Annotated in this window: 17 protein-coding genes; 13 read left to right on the top strand and 4 right to left on the bottom strand. The window is 72.8% G+C overall.

Annotated features, from left to right (window positions below; genetic code table 11):
- The first annotated feature begins 167 nt into the window (after positions 1–167).
- The 5 genes from ACIPSC_RS22425 (at position 168) to ACIPSC_RS22405 (ending at position 3,924) form a co-directional block, all read left to right on the top strand.
- On the top strand, positions 168–665 hold the full coding sequence (locus ACIPSC_RS22425) for a hypothetical protein (RefSeq protein WP_400827783.1): 498 nt from the start codon (positions 168–170) through the stop codon (positions 663–665).
- A 570-nt stretch (positions 666–1,235) separates the two neighbouring features.
- On the top strand, positions 1,236–2,183 hold the full coding sequence (locus tag ACIPSC_RS22420; protein WP_400827781.1) for a S8 family serine peptidase: 948 nt from the start codon (positions 1,236–1,238) through the stop codon (positions 2,181–2,183).
- Positions 2,184–2,301: 118 nt separating this feature from the next.
- Positions 2,302–2,451 carry a hypothetical protein gene (locus ACIPSC_RS22415; protein WP_400827779.1) on the top strand — a complete coding sequence of 50 codons (150 nt, stop codon included), beginning with the start codon at positions 2,302–2,304 and terminating at the stop codon, positions 2,449–2,451.
- A gap of 61 nt (positions 2,452–2,512) precedes the next feature.
- Positions 2,513–3,505, top strand: coding sequence for a hypothetical protein (locus ACIPSC_RS22410; protein ID WP_400827777.1), 993 nt, complete (start codon positions 2,513–2,515; stop codon positions 3,503–3,505).
- Between the two features lie 161 nt (positions 3,506–3,666).
- Complete coding sequence (locus tag ACIPSC_RS22405; RefSeq protein ID WP_400827775.1) at positions 3,667–3,924, top strand: hypothetical protein; 258 nt, start codon at positions 3,667–3,669, stop codon at positions 3,922–3,924.
- 291 nt (positions 3,925–4,215) lie between these two features.
- Here ACIPSC_RS22405 and ACIPSC_RS22400 read toward each other — a convergent pair whose 3' ends face one another.
- Positions 4,216–4,482: a DUF6296 family protein gene (locus ACIPSC_RS22400; RefSeq protein WP_400827774.1), complete on the bottom strand. Its 267-nt coding sequence runs from the start codon at positions 4,480–4,482 to the stop codon at positions 4,216–4,218.
- A gap of 41 nt (positions 4,483–4,523) precedes the next feature.
- Positions 4,524–4,868: a hypothetical protein gene (locus ACIPSC_RS22395; RefSeq protein WP_400827773.1), complete on the bottom strand. Its 345-nt coding sequence runs from the start codon at positions 4,866–4,868 to the stop codon at positions 4,524–4,526.
- Positions 4,869–5,140: 272 nt separating this feature from the next.
- On the opposite strand from ACIPSC_RS22395, the gene ACIPSC_RS22390 reads away from it, so the two are divergent.
- Positions 5,141–6,853: a protein kinase gene (locus ACIPSC_RS22390; protein ID WP_400827772.1), complete on the top strand. Its 1,713-nt coding sequence runs from the start codon at positions 5,141–5,143 to the stop codon at positions 6,851–6,853.
- Positions 6,854–7,243: 390 nt separating this feature from the next.
- On the opposite strand, the gene ACIPSC_RS22385 is transcribed toward ACIPSC_RS22390, so the two are convergent.
- Entirely contained in the window at positions 7,244–7,675 is a 432-nt protein-coding gene (locus tag ACIPSC_RS22385) for a YitT family protein (RefSeq protein WP_400827770.1), read from the bottom strand.
- Between the two features lie 518 nt (positions 7,676–8,193).
- On the bottom strand, positions 8,194–8,769 hold the full coding sequence (locus tag ACIPSC_RS22380) for a TetR/AcrR family transcriptional regulator (protein ID WP_400827769.1): 576 nt from the start codon (positions 8,767–8,769) through the stop codon (positions 8,194–8,196).
- Positions 8,770–8,839: 70 nt separating this feature from the next.
- Between ACIPSC_RS22380 and ACIPSC_RS22375 the strand changes: the two genes are divergently transcribed.
- The 7 genes from ACIPSC_RS22375 to ACIPSC_RS22345 all read left to right on the top strand — a co-directional run bounded on the left by ACIPSC_RS22375 (position 8,840) and on the right by ACIPSC_RS22345 (position 15,878).
- Entirely contained in the window at positions 8,840–9,733 is an 894-nt protein-coding gene (locus tag ACIPSC_RS22375; protein ID WP_400827768.1) for an NADP-dependent oxidoreductase, read from the top strand.
- 299 nt (positions 9,734–10,032) lie between these two features.
- Positions 10,033–10,662 carry a class I SAM-dependent methyltransferase gene (locus ACIPSC_RS22370; RefSeq protein ID WP_400827767.1) on the top strand — a complete coding sequence of 210 codons (630 nt, stop codon included), beginning with the start codon at positions 10,033–10,035 and terminating at the stop codon, positions 10,660–10,662.
- Positions 10,663–10,788: 126 nt separating this feature from the next.
- Positions 10,789–11,205 carry a GNAT family N-acetyltransferase gene (locus ACIPSC_RS22365; protein WP_400827766.1) on the top strand — a complete coding sequence of 139 codons (417 nt, stop codon included), beginning with the start codon at positions 10,789–10,791 and terminating at the stop codon, positions 11,203–11,205.
- A gap of 197 nt (positions 11,206–11,402) precedes the next feature.
- A complete protein-coding gene (locus tag ACIPSC_RS22360) occupies positions 11,403–12,302 on the top strand; it encodes an RNA polymerase sigma-70 factor (RefSeq protein WP_400827765.1) in 900 nt (299 codons plus the stop codon).
- A gap of 127 nt (positions 12,303–12,429) precedes the next feature.
- Positions 12,430–13,170 (top strand): SDR family oxidoreductase, encoded by a 741-nt coding sequence (locus tag ACIPSC_RS22355; protein ID WP_400827764.1) that lies wholly within the window; start codon positions 12,430–12,432, stop codon positions 13,168–13,170.
- A gap of 389 nt (positions 13,171–13,559) precedes the next feature.
- Positions 13,560–13,982, top strand: a complete 423-nt coding sequence (locus ACIPSC_RS22350) for a hypothetical protein (protein WP_400827763.1) — start codon at positions 13,560–13,562, stop codon at positions 13,980–13,982.
- Between the two features lie 279 nt (positions 13,983–14,261).
- Positions 14,262–15,878, top strand: coding sequence for an alpha/beta hydrolase (locus ACIPSC_RS22345; RefSeq protein ID WP_400827761.1), 1,617 nt, complete (start codon positions 14,262–14,264; stop codon positions 15,876–15,878).
- The last annotated feature ends 195 nt before the right edge of the window (positions 15,879–16,073 follow it).

Raw genomic sequence — 16,073 nt, 5'->3', positions numbered from 1 at the left:
CGGGCTCGGCGGGCCCCCTTCCCCCGGTAACAACCAGCCGCCCTGGCGTGAGGACGCGACTCCTGCCCCGGGGCCGGCCGGGCCGCCTTCGTGCAGTCCCCGATCACGAGGGGTGAAGGGCCAGGCCACCTCATCTGTCACCCGCTGCGGCCTGTACGCTCCCGCGCATGAAGGATCTTCGGGTGGGGGCGTCCGCCGTTGCGGGCGCACTGGTCTTCGGCACACTCGCCGTCATCGGTGGCTGGTGGGTCCTCGACGGCGGGATCTACGGCTGCACCTTCGCGGATGCGGCGCTGCAGGACCCGATGGCATCCCAGGTCCGGACGCTCGGCGCCCCGCAAGAAGCACAGACCGACGGCGAGTCGTACACCGGCTGCGACGATGACGACCACTTCGCGTACTTCGGCCAGAGCTACGCCGCGCCCGCCCAGCGGGCCGACGTCGTCGCTCACTACCGGGCGGCCGCCGCCCGCAACGGCTGGCTGCCGGCGCCGCCAGCCCCGGACGAGCCCGCCTGGCGCCACGACCCGAGCGGCGAACGGCTCGGCCTCTGCTTCACCAAGCAGGTCAACGGCACCACGTCCCATCTCGCGGTGTCCTGGGCATCCCTCGGCTACACGGTGGAGGCCCGGGCGAGCCGGAGCGGCGACTCCTGGTGCCCGTGAGCCCGGCATCGGGCGGCGGCGGTGGTTCCGCCCGCCGGGTGTACGCCCGCCTCGCGCGCCGCCTTCGTCCGCCCGTGCCCGCGGTGAGGCCTGCGGCACACATGCGGATGCGTCCATGACATTCACTTCTACGTGCCAGTAACCATACGCACGGGAATCAAGCCCCGGCCCGGTTTCACGAGCGCTCGGCGTGACGGGGGAGCCGGAGATCACCGGGCCGACCATGCCGGGAAGGGTGGCGCCCGGCACCCCCGGGTGAGCTGTCCGGGCCGGTGCCAATAGCGGGATGACGGGGGCCGGGCACCTCGGACGGTCGCCAGGCAGGCGTTCGATCGGGCCGGGGCTCGGCCGCGGCTCTGCATCGTCAACGAGTGAAGTGACGGGGTGTAGTCAGATCGGCCGCCGAGGAGCCTTCTGCCCGGTTTTCGCCGGGGCGTCGCTACCGTGCGCACACTGTGCCGGATTCATGGATTGCCCGGTGGAATAGGAGAGTTGAATCGATGCTAGCGTGGAAATGTCGCACACGGACGACTTGCGTGCGGTTCGTTCTGATCGGGCCGGTGAGGACCGATGGCAGTACAGCTGGGCGATGCCAGGGCCCGCGAGGGCGACCTGCTGTCGCTGGGCCGGTTGGCTGCCGCGACCGAGGGCGTTCCCGAGATCGTGGTGGGGCTGATCGACGGTCCGGTGGTGGTGGGGCATCCTGCGCTGGCGGGCGAGCGGATCCGGGTGCTCGGCGCGCCTGCAACGGCGGCCGGATCTGCGGCGGCTGCTCCAGTGACTCGAGCGGCTCCGGCACTTTCGCACGGAACGTTCGTCGCGGGGTTGCTCCACGCGCGGCGCGGGACGCCGGCCCCGGGGATCTGTCCGGCGTGCACGCTACTGGTGCGCCCGGTGTTCGCCGACGGCGCGCCGCCGGAAGCAGGAGGGGCCGGCAGGGTCCGTGGGGCCGACGACAACGGCGGACCGTGGGCGACGGCTGAGGAACTGGCACGGGCGATCGTGGACTGCGTGCGCGCGGGCGCCGGGCTGCTGAACATCAGCGCCGCGTTGGTGGGACTGGCGCCGGCGGGTGAGCGGTACCTGCGGGAGGCCCTCGACTTCGCGCGTGACCGGGAGGTCGTGGTTTTCGTCGCGGCCGGGAACCGGGGCCTGGTCGGAGGGTCGATGCTCACGCGCCATCCGTGGGCGGTTCCGGTGGTCGCCTACGGGCGCGACGCGGTGCCGCTGCCCAGCTGCGATCTGGCGGCGTCGATGGGTCGGCGGGGGCTCGGGGCACCCGGTCAGGACATCGACGGCATCACGCCCGGGGGCGGTGGTACGAGGTCGAGCGGGACGAGTGCGGCGACCCCCCTCGTCACCGGCGCGGCCGCGCTCGTGTGGTCGTGCGTCCCGCAGGCACGCGGGGCCGCGGTGCGCTCGGCCCTGCTGCAGGCGGTCGCGTGGCCGCGCCGCGGTGTCGCACCACCGCTGCTGGACGCCTGGCGCGCGTACGCGCTGCTGAGCGGTGGCGGGTGACGGCGAGGGCGGCCGAGACGGCCTACTGCCGACGGCCGAGGAGAGCGAGACGGTGAAGGGAACGGTGACAGCGATGGCCAAGGGACAGCGGGGGCCACGGGCGGCCACCCGGATTCGCTTGCCGGGATTCGTCTCCGACGAGGACATCGGCCTGGGCGACGCCGTCAAGCACGCGACGTCCACCGTCGGGATAAGGCCCTGCGGCGGATGCCTGCGCCGGGCGGAGGCCCTGAACCGCCGCGTCGTCTTCTCCGGCCGGCGTGACTGACCCGACCCCTTCGATCGTGCAACCCGGCCGACCACCCAGCCGGAGAACGCGGAGTGAAATCATGGAAGAGCCGAGAGTGGAGCACGAGGACCTGACGGTCCTGCCGGGTGACGGACCGTCGGCCGCACCGGCCGCACAGCCGCCGTCTCCCGTGACCGTGGCCCGGGTGCCCATGTCACCGGAGCCCGCACCGCCGCCGCCACCCGCCGCCGCGATGCCGCAGACGGCGACCCTGCAGTCGCTGCCGGCCACCGTGCGGGAGCCCGCGACCGAAGCGCCGCCCAGGCACGTGTACGCGCTGGGCCGGATCGAGCCGCGCTTCCCGAGCCTGGGGGTCGAGAAGGAATGGGCGCAGGTGGTGGGGCGGTCGGACGCCGCCGGACTCACGGACCGCGAGGCCGTCCGCGGCTTCCTCGGCAAGCGCGCCAACCGCTACCTGGCGCGGGAGATCTGCTGGGTGTTCACCGTCGAAGGGGTGGAGACGTATCTGCTGCACCCCCGTGACCCGGCGGACTTCAAGCTGCTGATCCAGTCGCTCAGACCGGAGGAGGGGCTCACGGACTCCGACGTCGACGTGGTCATCGGTACGCTCGGCCCGATTGCGCCGCCGGAGGTGTGCAACGGGCTGACCCTGCCCGTCTGCCTCTTCGACCAGCTCTACTCCTTCGACGCCGACTCCCTCATCAGCTCGATCCCCCGGCCCGAGAACGTCCCGGCCGAGCGGTTCGAATCCGTGGCCCTGGACCTCTTCCTGAACGTCGTCCAGCTGGCGGACAACGCCGGGGCGACCGACGAACACCGGGCGCTCAACTACCTGTCGGTGCGCTATCCGGCGATCTACCACGTCGCCGCGGAGAGGCTGGCCGCGAACGCGGCGCTCACCACGGTGGACGTGGACACCTCCCGGTTGGCGACCACCCGCCGGGTGGTGAACGTCATCTTCTCCTACCGCGACCGGCAGACCGACGTGGTCGACCGGTACTTCGTCCGGGTCGACGTCACCGAGAAGTACCCGTTCCTGGTCAGCAAGCTCGCGCCCTACTTCGCGAGGTGATCCCCGAGGTGGTTCCTCCGGCGCGATCACCCGGCCGGGCCGGCAGGCGCGCACCCCTCGACGACCTCCGACACGGACACAACCTCCGACGACGCATCGACGATCCCGTCCCGTCGTCGAGGACGACTCACCGAATCCGAGGAATTCGCCAGGAAGGACTGGTGACCGACATGACACGGCAAGCCCAATTGCCGGGCTTCACCGGCGAAGCATCCCTCGAACCCGCCCTGGGGAGCTACGGAGTGGGCGGCTCGACGTCCGGGCGTGCGGCGCCCATGGCCGTCGTGCCGCAGGCGCTGTACCCCTGGGGGCCGAAGGGATGCATCCCGAACTGCGTGTGCATCACGGGTGAGGACTGCCCGTGCTGCGGTTCGATGCCGCCCGAGCAGGTCAAGATCAGAACGGGGAAGCGATCATGAGTACCCCCCGGTTCACGGCCGAAGCGGTCCTGCAGCGACCGCGACGCCCGCAACGTCCGCAACCGCCGCACCGCGTCCCCGCGCCGGGCGGTGACCGGGACCTTCGCAGGGCGGTCGTCCCCGCCTCCATCGGCGTCGATGTGAGCACCGGACACTGCGGCTGCTACGCCGACGAATGGTGGGGCCTGCCCTGTATCTGCATCGAATACTGGACGTGACCGGACCAGGCTTCCGCCTGAGCCGACCGCACCCTGGGAGGTGGTGGGAACAAGAGCGGGCCAAGTCCGGCGGTCAGGGCAGCGGGACCATGTGCAGGCAGGTGTCCCGGCCGGGGCCGGGTGCGGCCGCGAGGGGCCGGGCGACGCCGCGGGTGACTCGGCGCGGAAGGTGCCGGCGTCGTCGGCTGCCGGCGTCGTCGGCGAACACGGGCCGGCCGTCCGGGGTGGTCTCGCCGTGGCGTGGGCGGTGACGACCCCGGGCGAGGGTGTTCCTGAAGGACGCCGGGCAGCGTGACCGCGTGGCGCAAGGGCGTGTGCATGGCCGCCGCTTCAGGCCCACGGCGTCGCCGATGTCGAGGTTGCCGTCCTCTTTCCGATTCTTCAGGACTGACTCAAGAGCGCGAAGAACGGGACGAGCGTCGCAGCCGTGCACACAGGCCAGTACCAGGTTGCCCGGACGGCCGTCGTCCTGCGGCGCATCCACCCGTTGACCAACCCCCAGATCAGGCCGAACAGGCAGAGCACCGGCACGATGATGACCAGCCAGAGAAGCATCCCGTCATTCTCGTTCGGGTCCCTCACCGTCCATCCGAGGGTCGCCAGTGGCCCGTTCACCAGGAAGTACCACACCAGGAACAGCGGAACGACGGCTGGGATCCCCAATGCCAGGTTGACGACGACGGGGACGGCGGGCTTCCACATGCGCTCATTCTTCACGACCGGCATCCCGACCTCCTGCACGGGGGCCCGCAGATCGTGATCTGTAACGCGTCAACGCGTCGTCACCGGTCGACGGGGCCGGGCCGGCAGGGAGGACCGGGAATTGGCGTGCCGGCACGGCACGGCGCTGCGGGGCGCCGGCCCGGGCGCGCACGGGAGCAACGGTGAGTTCTCCCCGGAAACTGGCGTCCGAGCCCCCGGCCGCCGAGAATCTCGGGAATCACCCGTCACGGACGGATGACCGCGGTGGGCGGGCAGAGAACGAAAGAGGTGCCCAGGTGGGCGAGGACCGGTTGATCACCGGCCGGTACCGGCTGCTGGAACGGATCGGCAGCGGCGGCATGGGAACCGTGTGGCGGGCCGAGGACGAGCTGCTGGGCCGCGACGTGGCCGTGAAGGAGCTGCGGATCCGCCCGGAGCTGTCGCCCGAGGAGACCGCGACCCTGCTGGAGCGGACCCGCCGCGAGGCACGCAGCGCCGCCCGGATCAACCAGCGCAACGTCGTGGTGGTGCACGACGTCGTGGAGCACGAGGGACTCCCCTGCGTGGTGATGGAGTACGTCCCCTCCCGCACCCTTGCTGCGGTCCTCGCCGAGAACGGACCGCTACCCGCGGCGGACGCCGCCCGGATCGGGCGCGAGATCCTGGCCGGGCTGCGGGCCGCCCACGCCGCCGGCGTCGTGCATCGCGACGTCAAACCCGGCAACGTCCTGCTCGCGCTCGACGGCCGGGTGGTGCTGACGGACTTCGGCATCGCCACCATCGCGGGCACCTCCAGCCTGACCAGAACCGGCGAACTGGTGGGATCCGTCGACTACCTGGCACCGGAGCTGGTCCGCGGCGGCACCCCGACCCCCGCCTCCGACCTGTGGGCGCTGGGCGTCACCCTGTACCAGGCCGTGGAGGGGCTGCCGCCGTTCCGCAGGGCGACCGCGATCGAGACCGCCATGGCGATCGCCGCCGACCCGCCGGAGCCGCCGCTGCACGCCGGTCCGCTCACGCCGCTGATCGGGTCGCTGCTGGAGAAGGAGCCGCTGGAGCGGCCCACGGCCGAGGTTGCGGAGCTGCTGCTCGACGACACCGCGACCAGGCGGACGAAGCCGGTGGACGGGGCGGAGCACGGCCCGGGCCTGGCTGTCAGGAGCGGTGGAGCCCCCGTTCACGCCGCGACCCGGCCCGCAGCCGGTGGTGACGCGCACAGCGTGGCGCAGCCACCCGGCATGCTGGTCACACCCGGTGCCCTCGCCGGGGACCACCTGCCCGCCATACCCGCAGCCCGCCCCGCCGGGCGGCGGACCCGCCGCCGAACCGGACTCCGCTGGACCGTCGCCGCCGCGTTGGTGGCCGCCGCAGCCGCCGCCGGCGTCCTCGTCCTGGACCGCGGCCTCCACTCCCAAAGACACGAGGCTCAGGCCGAACCGGCGCCGTCCCCGGCGACGTCGTCCCCGGCAGGCGCGACCGGCGCGTCGTCCGTGAGCCCGGCCGGGCCGTCCCCGGCTGCGTCCTCCCCCGCTGTCCCGGGCGGCACCGGCCCGGCGGCCGTCCCCGCCGGGTCCAGCATCCGCCGGGACCCGGCCGGCTTCTCGCTGGCCGTCCCCGACGGCTGGGTGCGCAGCACCGACGCCTCCGGCCGGGTCTTCTACCTCTCGCCGGACCACGCCTTCCGAATCGGCGTCCACCCCACCACCCCGAGCGGTCAGGGCATGCTGGCCGAACTCCAGAAGCAGGACGCCGCCGGCCCACGGACCAACCCCGGCTACCGCGGCGGCAGCGTCCAGCCCACGGTCTTCCACGGCACCACCGACGCCGCCCTGTGGCTGTGGACCTGGAACGGCTACCCGGAGGACGGCTTCGGTGCCCGGCGTGTGCAGGACATCTCCTGGACCGAGCAGGGCCGCAGCTACGACTTCTGGGTCTCCGCGCCGACCGGTCGGCTCGATGAGGCCAATCGCTTCTTCCAGATCGTGTCGGCCACCTTCCGGATCGGCTGAGGCCCGGTCGCCTCTGCGGCTACCGGCCGGCGTGCGCCCGCCGCAGCTCGGCGATGTCGAACTCCGTCATCGACTCCACAGCCCGTTTCGCCGCGGGGTCCGTGCGAGCCGGCCCGACCGGCGCGGCCGGCACAACCTGCCGGCGCAACCCGAGGCGGTACTCATGGGGATTACGAGCGCCGGCAACCCATGCCGCATACCTATACGAACCATGGCAAACTGGGCGTAAGTGATAGTGCTCTACAGAGGAAGATCACCCATGACTCATGGAGCCCACCCCCAAGCTCCTACCGTCCGCGCGAACATCGACCGGGCCCGCGGCTGCGAAGAATGCCGTAGCTGGGGCACCGTAATCACACCCGAAGGCCGCCACGAGCTGTGCCCCAGGTGTCAGCACCCTGATTGAGCACGCGGCCCCCGGTCCCGGTCACGGGCCACGGTGTCCGTGCCCGGCAGCCGGGTGAGCCGCACGAGTCCGGTCATAAGGCCGTCGCGTGGGCCCGATCCGAACTGCGCGCCGAGGTAGAGCGCGTCGAAGAACGCCATGGCGAGCAGGCCGAGCAGCAGGTAACCGACCGGGCCGGGCGCCCCCGGCGGCTCGGGGAGCACGGCGGCGGTGGCGTCCGCGGCGAATCCCACGACGGCGACGCTGAGGACCGTGCCGAGCCCGGGCAGCTCCCGCAGCGGGATCCACGCGAGGAGCACGAGGACGGAGATCAGGCTCGTCGCCCACCCGAACGAGATGCCCAGCGCGTCGGCCGTCCCCCCGGTGAGCACGCTCCAGCTCCCTGCCCCGAGGCCGGACTGGACAAGCATCATCATGGCGGCCCCCAACCCCACGATCCCGGAAAGGAGTTGGGGAATCCGCCGGGCCTTTCGGCCGGCCCGGGCCTGGGCGAGGGCGCTCATGCGCGCCGGCACGATCCGGTCACGGCGGGACGGGACGCAGGGACGTTCGGACAGAACGGGGGGATGTTCGGAGGGAACAGGGAGAACGGAGGGAACGGGGGGGACGGAAGGAGCGAGAGGTGCCATGGGGTGACTCTGCGGTCCATCTGGATCTGGATTCCATAGCCAGATTGCTTACGCCGGCCTGGTGAAGATCAGTTCGCACGCAGTGGCCGGCATGGTGGGGACCTGGCGGGGGGTGCGGGGCCACCACTGCGGGGTGCCGACTGTCAGCAGTGGGCAGCGGCCCCGACCAGCTCCGGGCCAGGGGTCAGCCGCCCCGGAGACGCCGTGATCTCGGCCGAGAACAACAGGTGCGGCAGCGGGAAGCGAGAGCGGGCTTGGCCGTTCTCGCGGATCCTCATCGGCTGCACGACGACGCCGTCGCGGGCTCAGGGCGCGGTGGCTTCCCAGGCCGCCTCGATCATCCGGAAGACCTCGTCCACCGTGGCCCCGGGATCGTCCGCGCGGCAGGCCAGCGCGTAGGCGTCGATGGCGAACCGCGCGGTCGCCCGGCAGGCCGTCGCGCTCCGGGACAGGTGGGGATCGGCGGCCAGGGCCGCCGCCAGTGCCTGCGCGTGACGCAGGCTCATCGACTCCTCGTACTCCCGCAGGGCGGGTGACCCCTCGATCATGCGCCGGAGGGGGGCGCTGCCCTCCGCCGTGCAGTGCCGCACCAGGGCCTGGACCTCACGGTGCAGCGCAGGGATGAGCGGTTCGTGCGGCTGCCGGTCGGTGACCGCCTGCGTGAGGCGTTGCTCGAAGTCCTGGTCGCGCTCGAACACGAGGGCCTCTTTCGAGGCGAAGTGGGCGAAGACCGTGGTGACGGCCACGTCGGCCTCGGCCGCCACGTCACGGATGCCCACGGCGTCGTACCCGCGTTCCAGGAAGAGCCGCAGCGCGGTGTCGGCGATCTTCTGACGGGTCGCGGCCTTCTTGCGTTCGCGGCGTCCGGGCGGCTCACTCATGCCCTGACACTACCAGGTACGAATCACTAACAGTTGTTAAACCCTAACGGTTAGGGTTATGTTCGGCGGCATGAGGAAAGTGAGCTTCGCCGAGTTCGGCGGTCCCGAGGTCCTGCAACTGGTGGAAGCCGAGGAGCCCCACGCGGGCCCCGGCCGGATACGCATCGCCGTACGGGCGGCGGGTGTGAACCCCGTCGACTGGAGGATCCGGGAGGGCCAGGTCCTGGGAGCCCATCCGGTCGAGCTTCCCGCCGGGGTCGGGCTGGACGCCGCCGGGGTGGTGGACGAGGTCGGCGAGGGCGTCGAAGGGATCGAGATCGGCGACCACGTGTTCGGCGAAGGCGCCGACACGTACGCCGAGTTCGCCGTGTTGTCGGCCTGGGCCCGGATGCCCGGGGGACTGTCCTTCGAGGAGGCGGCCGGGTACCCGTCCGTGGTGGAGACGGCACTGCGCATCATCCGCGAGGTCGGCGTGCGGCCCGGGCAGACGCTGCTGGTCAGCGGCGCTTCCGGCGGCGTCGGGTCGGCGGTGCTGCAGATCGCCCGCGAGCGCGGCATCACGGTGATCGGCACCGCCGGGGCCGCCAACCAGGACTACCTGCGCGGCCTGGGCGCCCTCGCCACCACCTACGGCGAGGGCTGGGTCGAACGGGTACGGCACCTGGGCCGGGCCGACGCCGCCCTCGACCTGGCCGGCTCGGGCGTGATCCGCGAACTCGTCCAACTGACCGGGGACCCGCGCAAGGTCGTCTCCATCGCCGACCTCGGCGCGCCGCAGCTGGGCGTGCGGTTCTCCGGCGTGGCCGGGAGCGTGCCGGACGCACTCGCCGAGGCCGTCGACCTCATCTCCCGGGGCAGACTCCACATCCCGGTCGAGAAGGCGTACCCGCTCACCGAAGCCGCGACGGCGCACGCCGACAGCCGCGCCGGCCACACCCGGGGGCGCCGGGTCCTGATCGTCTGAGCCACCGCCCGCCCGGCGTCCATGCGCTGGCGGCACCCGCCCGTCGCCCTCGTCCTCGCACGGCCGACGACCCGGCACCCGGCACCCGTCACCCGTCACCCGGGAAGGACGTGCCGACCTCCTCGGACTGCCCGGGCACGTCGATCCGGACGGTCAGCGCCCGTTCGAGAAGCCGCTCCTACGTCAGCCGGAAGTCGCCCGGAAGCCGGCCCGTCCACCAACGCGGCCTCGCTACAGTGATCATCCGCTTTTCATACGCACGTAGCACAACCCTTCGGGAGATCACGGATACTGACCGAATGGACAGCACCTTGATCCGGGACTCCTACGACGCGGTCGCGGATGTGTATGCGCAGGGCTTCACCGCGGATCTGGCGACGAAGCCGTTGGACCGCGCCATGCTGACGGCATTCTCCGAGCAGGTTCCGAAGGACGGACCCGTCGCGGACGTCGGGTGCGGTCCCGCCCAGGTGGCCTGCCACCTCGATGATCTCGGTGTTCCGGTTGTGGGCCTGGATGTGTCACCCGGCATGGTCAAGGTGGCGCAGGAGCGCCGTCCAGGCCTCGACGTACGGGTCGGCTCGATGTTGGACCTCCCACTGGCAGACAAAGAACTCGCCGGCATCGTGGCGTTCTACTCACTGATCCACCTGCAGTCCCACGAGCGGCCACGCGCCTACACCGAATTCGCCCGGGTGCTGCGCCCCGGCGGTCTCGTCCTCGCGGCCTTCCATGCGGGCGAGGAGGTCCGGCACCGGGACTCGTGGTTCGACCGCTCGGTCTCCCTCGACTTCTTCGCCCTCCGCCCGGAGGACGTCGCCGCAGGTCTCGCCACCGCGGGCTTCGCCATCGAGGCGACGCTGATGCGAGGACCGTACCCGGGTGAAGCGGACACCGAGCGGGCGTACCTCCTGGCCCGCAGACTCTGAGTAGCCGGGGCGGCGATGGGGTGGCTCGAAGGTCGTGGCACCAGATGCGCAGCCGGGTTCCGGGGCGGGGACGGTCTGACGGCGAAATTGCCGGCTTTCGATGCCGAAGCCTGTCAGGATCCCCGAATGGAGATCCGTCGCGTCACTCAGGTCGAGGCCGTCAACGCCGCCGGGCACCTGTTCGACACCGCCCCAGGACAGCAGGCGACTGAGCGGTTCCTGGCGGATGAGCGCCATCACCTCCTGATCGCCTACGTGGACGATGTCCCGGCGGGGATGGTCACCGGCGTCGAGATGACGCACCCGGACAAGGGGACCGAGATGTTCCTGTACGAGCTGGGCGTGGACGAGCCGTTCCGTCGGCGGGGCATCGGCCGGGCTCTGGTGTCGGCGCTTGCGGACCTGTCGCGCGAACGGGGTTGCTACGGCGTGTGGACGCTCACGGACGAGGACAACGCGGCGGCACGAGCGACGTACCGCCGTGCCGGCGGCATCCCGGAGGCGGGGCAGGTGGTGGTCACCTGGGCGTTTGACGAGCGGTAGACCGTGGCCCTGCACGGCGCGGCGGTGAAACGCCGCGGCGCCGACCCCGCAACCGGGCCGCTCGGGTCCTCGCACGTGGCGGACGCGGCGTCACCCTTCGGTGACTCCGGCCCTGCGGGCGGCGGCCGGGCCGGCCGACTTCCCGCGCGGCGAGCCCCCGTCCCCGGACCGGACCGGGGCTCTGGCAGGCTGGGGCGGTGACGTCAGGGACCGCCGAGGAGTTCACCGCCCACCGCCCCAGGATGTTCGGCCTGGCCTACCGCCTGCTCGGCTCCGCCGAGGAGGCGGAGGACGCGGTCCAGGACGCGTTCCTGCGCTGGAGCGCCGCCGACCGGGCGGCGGTCGGGCACCCGGGGGCCTGGCTCGCCAAGGTCGTCACCAACCTCTGCCTCAACCGGCTCACCTCGGCCCGAGCCCGGCGCGAGGCGTACGTGGGGCCGTGGCTGCCGGACCCGGTGCTCACCGCGGACGGTGCGCTCGGCCCGCTGGAGTCCGCCGAGCAGCGCGAGGCCGTGTCGACGGCCCTGCTGGTGCTGCTGGAGCGGCTCACGCCGACCGAGCGCGCGGTCTACGTGCTGCGCGAGGCGTTCGACTACAGCCACCGGGACATCGCCGCGGTGCTCGACCTCGGCGAGGCCAACTGCCGCCAGCTCTACCGCCGGGCGGTCCAGCGGGTGGCGGCGCCCGAGGCCCGCTTCGCCCCGGCGGCCGACCGGAGGCAGGAACTGGTCGAGTCCTTCGTCCGGGCGGCCCGGGAGGGTGATCTGGCGGGACTGGAGAAGCTGCTCGCCGCGGACGTCGTCTGGTGGAGCGACGGCGGCGGCAAGGTCACCTCGGCCCGGCGGCCGCTGGTCGGCCGGCAGACGGTGCTGCGCTTCCTGGCGGGCATCACCCAGCGGCTCGGGGGCGGTGCCGAGCACACGACGGCCGAGGCCAACGGCGCGCCGGCTCTGCTCACGCACGTGGCGGGGCAACTCGTCGCCGTCAGCTCCTTCGAACTGCGCGACGGCGCCATAGCGGAGGTCCGGGTCGTGATGAACCCGGACAAGCTCGCCTTCGCGGCCCGGCAGCTCACCGCCCCGGCGCCCGACGCCTGACCGGCGGGCGGCACCGGGGCCGGGCCCGGCCGGACGGGTTGTCACATTCCAGGGGCCTCGCCGGTTCTCAGTGGTCGACGGGGGCTCCACCGGGGAGCGCCCGCCCACCGAAGGGACACGAACTGCCATGACCACGATCCTGGTGACCGGCGGTACCGGAACGCTCGGCCGGCTCGTCGCCGAACGACTGCGCGCGGACGGCGCCGAGGTGCGGGTGCTGAGCCGGCACGCCCGGCCGTACGCCGTGGACCTGCGCGAGGGCAGCGGGCTGGCGTCGGCCGTCGCCGGTGTGGACACCGTCGTGCACTGCGCGAGCTCGCCGCGCGGCGGTGACGAGCAGGCCGCCCGCAACCTGATCGCGGCGGCCCGGGAGGCCGGCGTGCGGCACCTGGTGTACATCTCGATCGTCGGCGTCGACCGGGTGCCGTTCCCCTACTACCGGGCCAAGCTCGCCGTCGAGCGGCTCGTCGAGGGGTCGGGGATCGGCTGGACACTGCTGCGCACCACCCAGTTCCACGACCTGGTGCTGCGGGTCCTGCAGGCCTCGGCGAAGCTGCCGGTCATGCTGCTGCCGGCGGGCGTCGCGGACCAGCCGATCGAGGTGGCGGAGGTCGCGGAGCGGCTGGCCGGGCTCGCCGTCGGCGCGCCCGCGGGGAGGGTGGCGGACATGGGCGGCCCCGAGGTCCGGACGTTCCCGGAGCTGGCCCGGGCCTTCCTGCGGGCGAGCGACCGGCACCGCCGCCTGCTGAACGTGCCCCTGGCCGGATCGGCCTACCGCGCGTTCCGGGCGGGCGGGCACCTCACCCCGGAGCGGGCCGTGGGCACGGTCACCTTCGAGCGGTTCCTGGCGGAGCGCTTCCCTGGGTGAGGCCGCGGCGGATCCGGCCGACCAGGACCTCCCGGCCGGGCACCGCTCCTGCAACTCGCCTGTATACGTTCTCCGTCACCACATGGGACACGCTGTCAGGCGATCCGACCGGGTCGACGGACCCGAAGCGGCACTGGACGGCCCGCAGACTTTCCCCGGTGCCTTCCACCGCCGGGTCACCGGCCCGGCCCTTGCGGACCGAAGGGTTCCGGACGTCCCAAGTCTTTCGGTGCCGACCGTCATCCTCGCCGGCCCCCGCCGCCCCTACGTTGGGCCACGGCCGGGGCACGGGATGCGCCCCGGCCACCCCCGGGCGGCATCCGACGCCCGATCGGTCACGGACAGGGCCGGCCCCGACGCCGGGCCGGCCGGGGCGGGAGGACGGACGGATGGCAGTGCGCAAGGCCGCCACGATCAGGCAGGTCGAGCAGACGGTGCGGGAAATGGATTCGACCGATCCCCCGCTCACCGTCTTCGGGGTGTTCCTCGATGACAGCCCGTGGCTCTCCTGCCTGCTCGGCGGCGGCCTCGACGCCGACACCTACTTCGTCACCGCCACCGCGCGGTCCGTCCACTTCCACCAGGTCAGGAGCAAGGGGCTGGGGCAGCGGCCGGGCAGCCTCGTCTACAGCTTCGACCGGGATGACGCTACGCGCCGGATGGGCGAGGTCCGCCGCCAACTGCTGTGGAGTTCCTTCCCGTTCGTTCTCCCCGGGCACGGCGCGCCCATCCGGATGAACGTCCGCCTCGGCTGGCGGAAGGAGTTCGCACGGTTCACCGCCGACCTGGACACGGCCGCCGCACGGCGCTGACCCCGGCGGGCAGCGACCGGCGCGACAGCCCGCCAGGGGTACGAGAAGCCCCGGCCCCGGGGCGGACCACACCGGGAGATGTCCCGGGAAACGACCCTGACGCACTGCCTGATCACAACTCGACCTGATCCGGTAAGAGCGCGAGTCCGGCCGGAGGCCGCCCCTCGCACCCGGCACGACGGGACGGAACGCGCCGCCGCGCGGGACCACCGCCCGTCGACGGCCGGGGCGTCCGCACCGAAACCACCGTCACACCCGACCCCCTCGACAGGAACCACCTTGACCACCCACCGGACCGGCCGCCGCCTCGTGCTGGCGGCACTCGCCGCCGGCAGCCTGCTGCTCACCACCGCCTGCAACGACCTGGCAAGCGACCAGCCGGCCGACGCCGGCACCGTCGGCCCGGCCGGCGCCGCCGCGAAGCCCGCCGGAGCCGACGACCCCCGGCTCGGCGCCTTCTACGGCCAGCACATCGACTGGCACGCCTGCCCGCCGGACGCCGGGAGCCGACCGGTGGACCTGACCGGGCTGCAGTGCGGCGAACTGCGCGTTCCGCTGGACTACGCCACCCCGGCCGCCGACGCCCTCGGCGTCGCGCTGGTCCGGCTGCCCGCGGCCGAACCCGCCCGGCGGGTCGGCTCCCTGGTGGTCAACCCCGGCGGACCCGGCGGGTCCGGCGTGGAGATGGTCGAAATGGGGCGAAGGCTCTTCGACGGCGCCCTGCACAACCGCTTCGACGTCGTGGGGTTCGACCCGCGGGGCACCGGGGCGAGCTCCCCGGTGACCTGTCTGACCGACCGGCAGCGGGACGACCGCGACCAGGTGGACATCCCCGTCGACCCGGCGAAGCGTCGTGTGGTGCTCGAACGGCAGGACAAGGAGTTCACCACCGCCTGCGCGGCCAGGTCGGGCAAGCTGCTCCCCTTCGTCGGCACCCGCAACACCGCCCGCGACCTCGACGTCCTGCGCCAGGCGCTCGGCGACCCGAAGCTCAACTACCTGGGCATCTCCTACGGCACCTACCTGGGCGCGCTCTACGCCGAGGAGTTCCCCGCCCGGACCGGTCGGCTGATCCTGGACGGCGCGGTCGACCCCGCCGCCGACGCCCTGGACGAGTCCACCGACCAGATCATCGGGTTCGAGTCCTCGTTCCGGCGCTTCGCCGACGACTGCGTCCGCGCCCACGCCGACGAGTGCCCGCTCGGCAGCGACCCGGGCACCGCGGCGAAGAAGGCCTCGGACTACCTGGAGAGCCTGCACGACCACCCGCTGGACACCGCCGACGGGCGCAAGCTCACCAGCGACCTGGGCTGGGCCGGCACCCAGGCCCTCCTCTACGGCGACGAGACGGACGCCTGGCCGGCCCTGCGCGCCGCCCTCACCATGGCCATGGTCCGGCAGCGCGGCGACCTCCTCCTCGCGTCCGCCGACCGCTTCCACGGCCGTGACGAGCAGGGCCACTACACCAGCCTCAACGACTCCCACAGTGCGATCTCCTGCGCCGACGGGGCCGCCGCCGCACCGTCCCCGGAACGCGCGCAGAAGGTCGTGGCCAGGCTCAAGGCCGAGGCCCCGCTGGTCACGCAGGGCGTCTCCGTCGAGGACTACCGGCGCGGCAGGTGCGAGAACTGGCCCTTCAAGTCCCCCGAGAAGCCGCACGTCGTCCGGGCCGAGGGCAGCGCCCCGATCCTGGTCGTCGGCAGCACGGGCGACCCGGCCACGCCGTACGCCGCCGCGGAGAACCTGGCCAAGGGCCTGGCCCACGCCACCCTGCTCACCCGCGAGGGCGAGGGGCACGGCGCCTTCGGCCGGGGCAACACCTGCATCGACGCGGCATACGAGGCCTATCTGGTGGCCGGCACGATGCCCGCCCCCGGTACCCGCTGCGCCAACTGACACCCGAGCCCGCCGGCCCGGAGCGACCTCCCCCCAGCTCCGGCCCGGCGCCCCCTCCCCGGTCCGTCCGACCATGCCCTGCCGGGACGGACCGGGGAGACACCGGTCAGCGGCGCGGCACGCGGCGTGCCGGCGGCGCGATGCGCATCCGCCGCTCGACCGGCGCCACCCGACGTACAGGCCGACCTGCGCCCC

Source organism: Kitasatospora sp. NPDC090091 (genome assembly GCF_044747365.1).
Lineage (GTDB): Bacteria > Actinomycetota > Actinomycetes > Streptomycetales > Streptomycetaceae > Kitasatospora.
The sequence above is the reverse complement of the archived record's forward strand: the minus strand, read 5'-3'. Positions and strand labels throughout refer to the sequence as shown.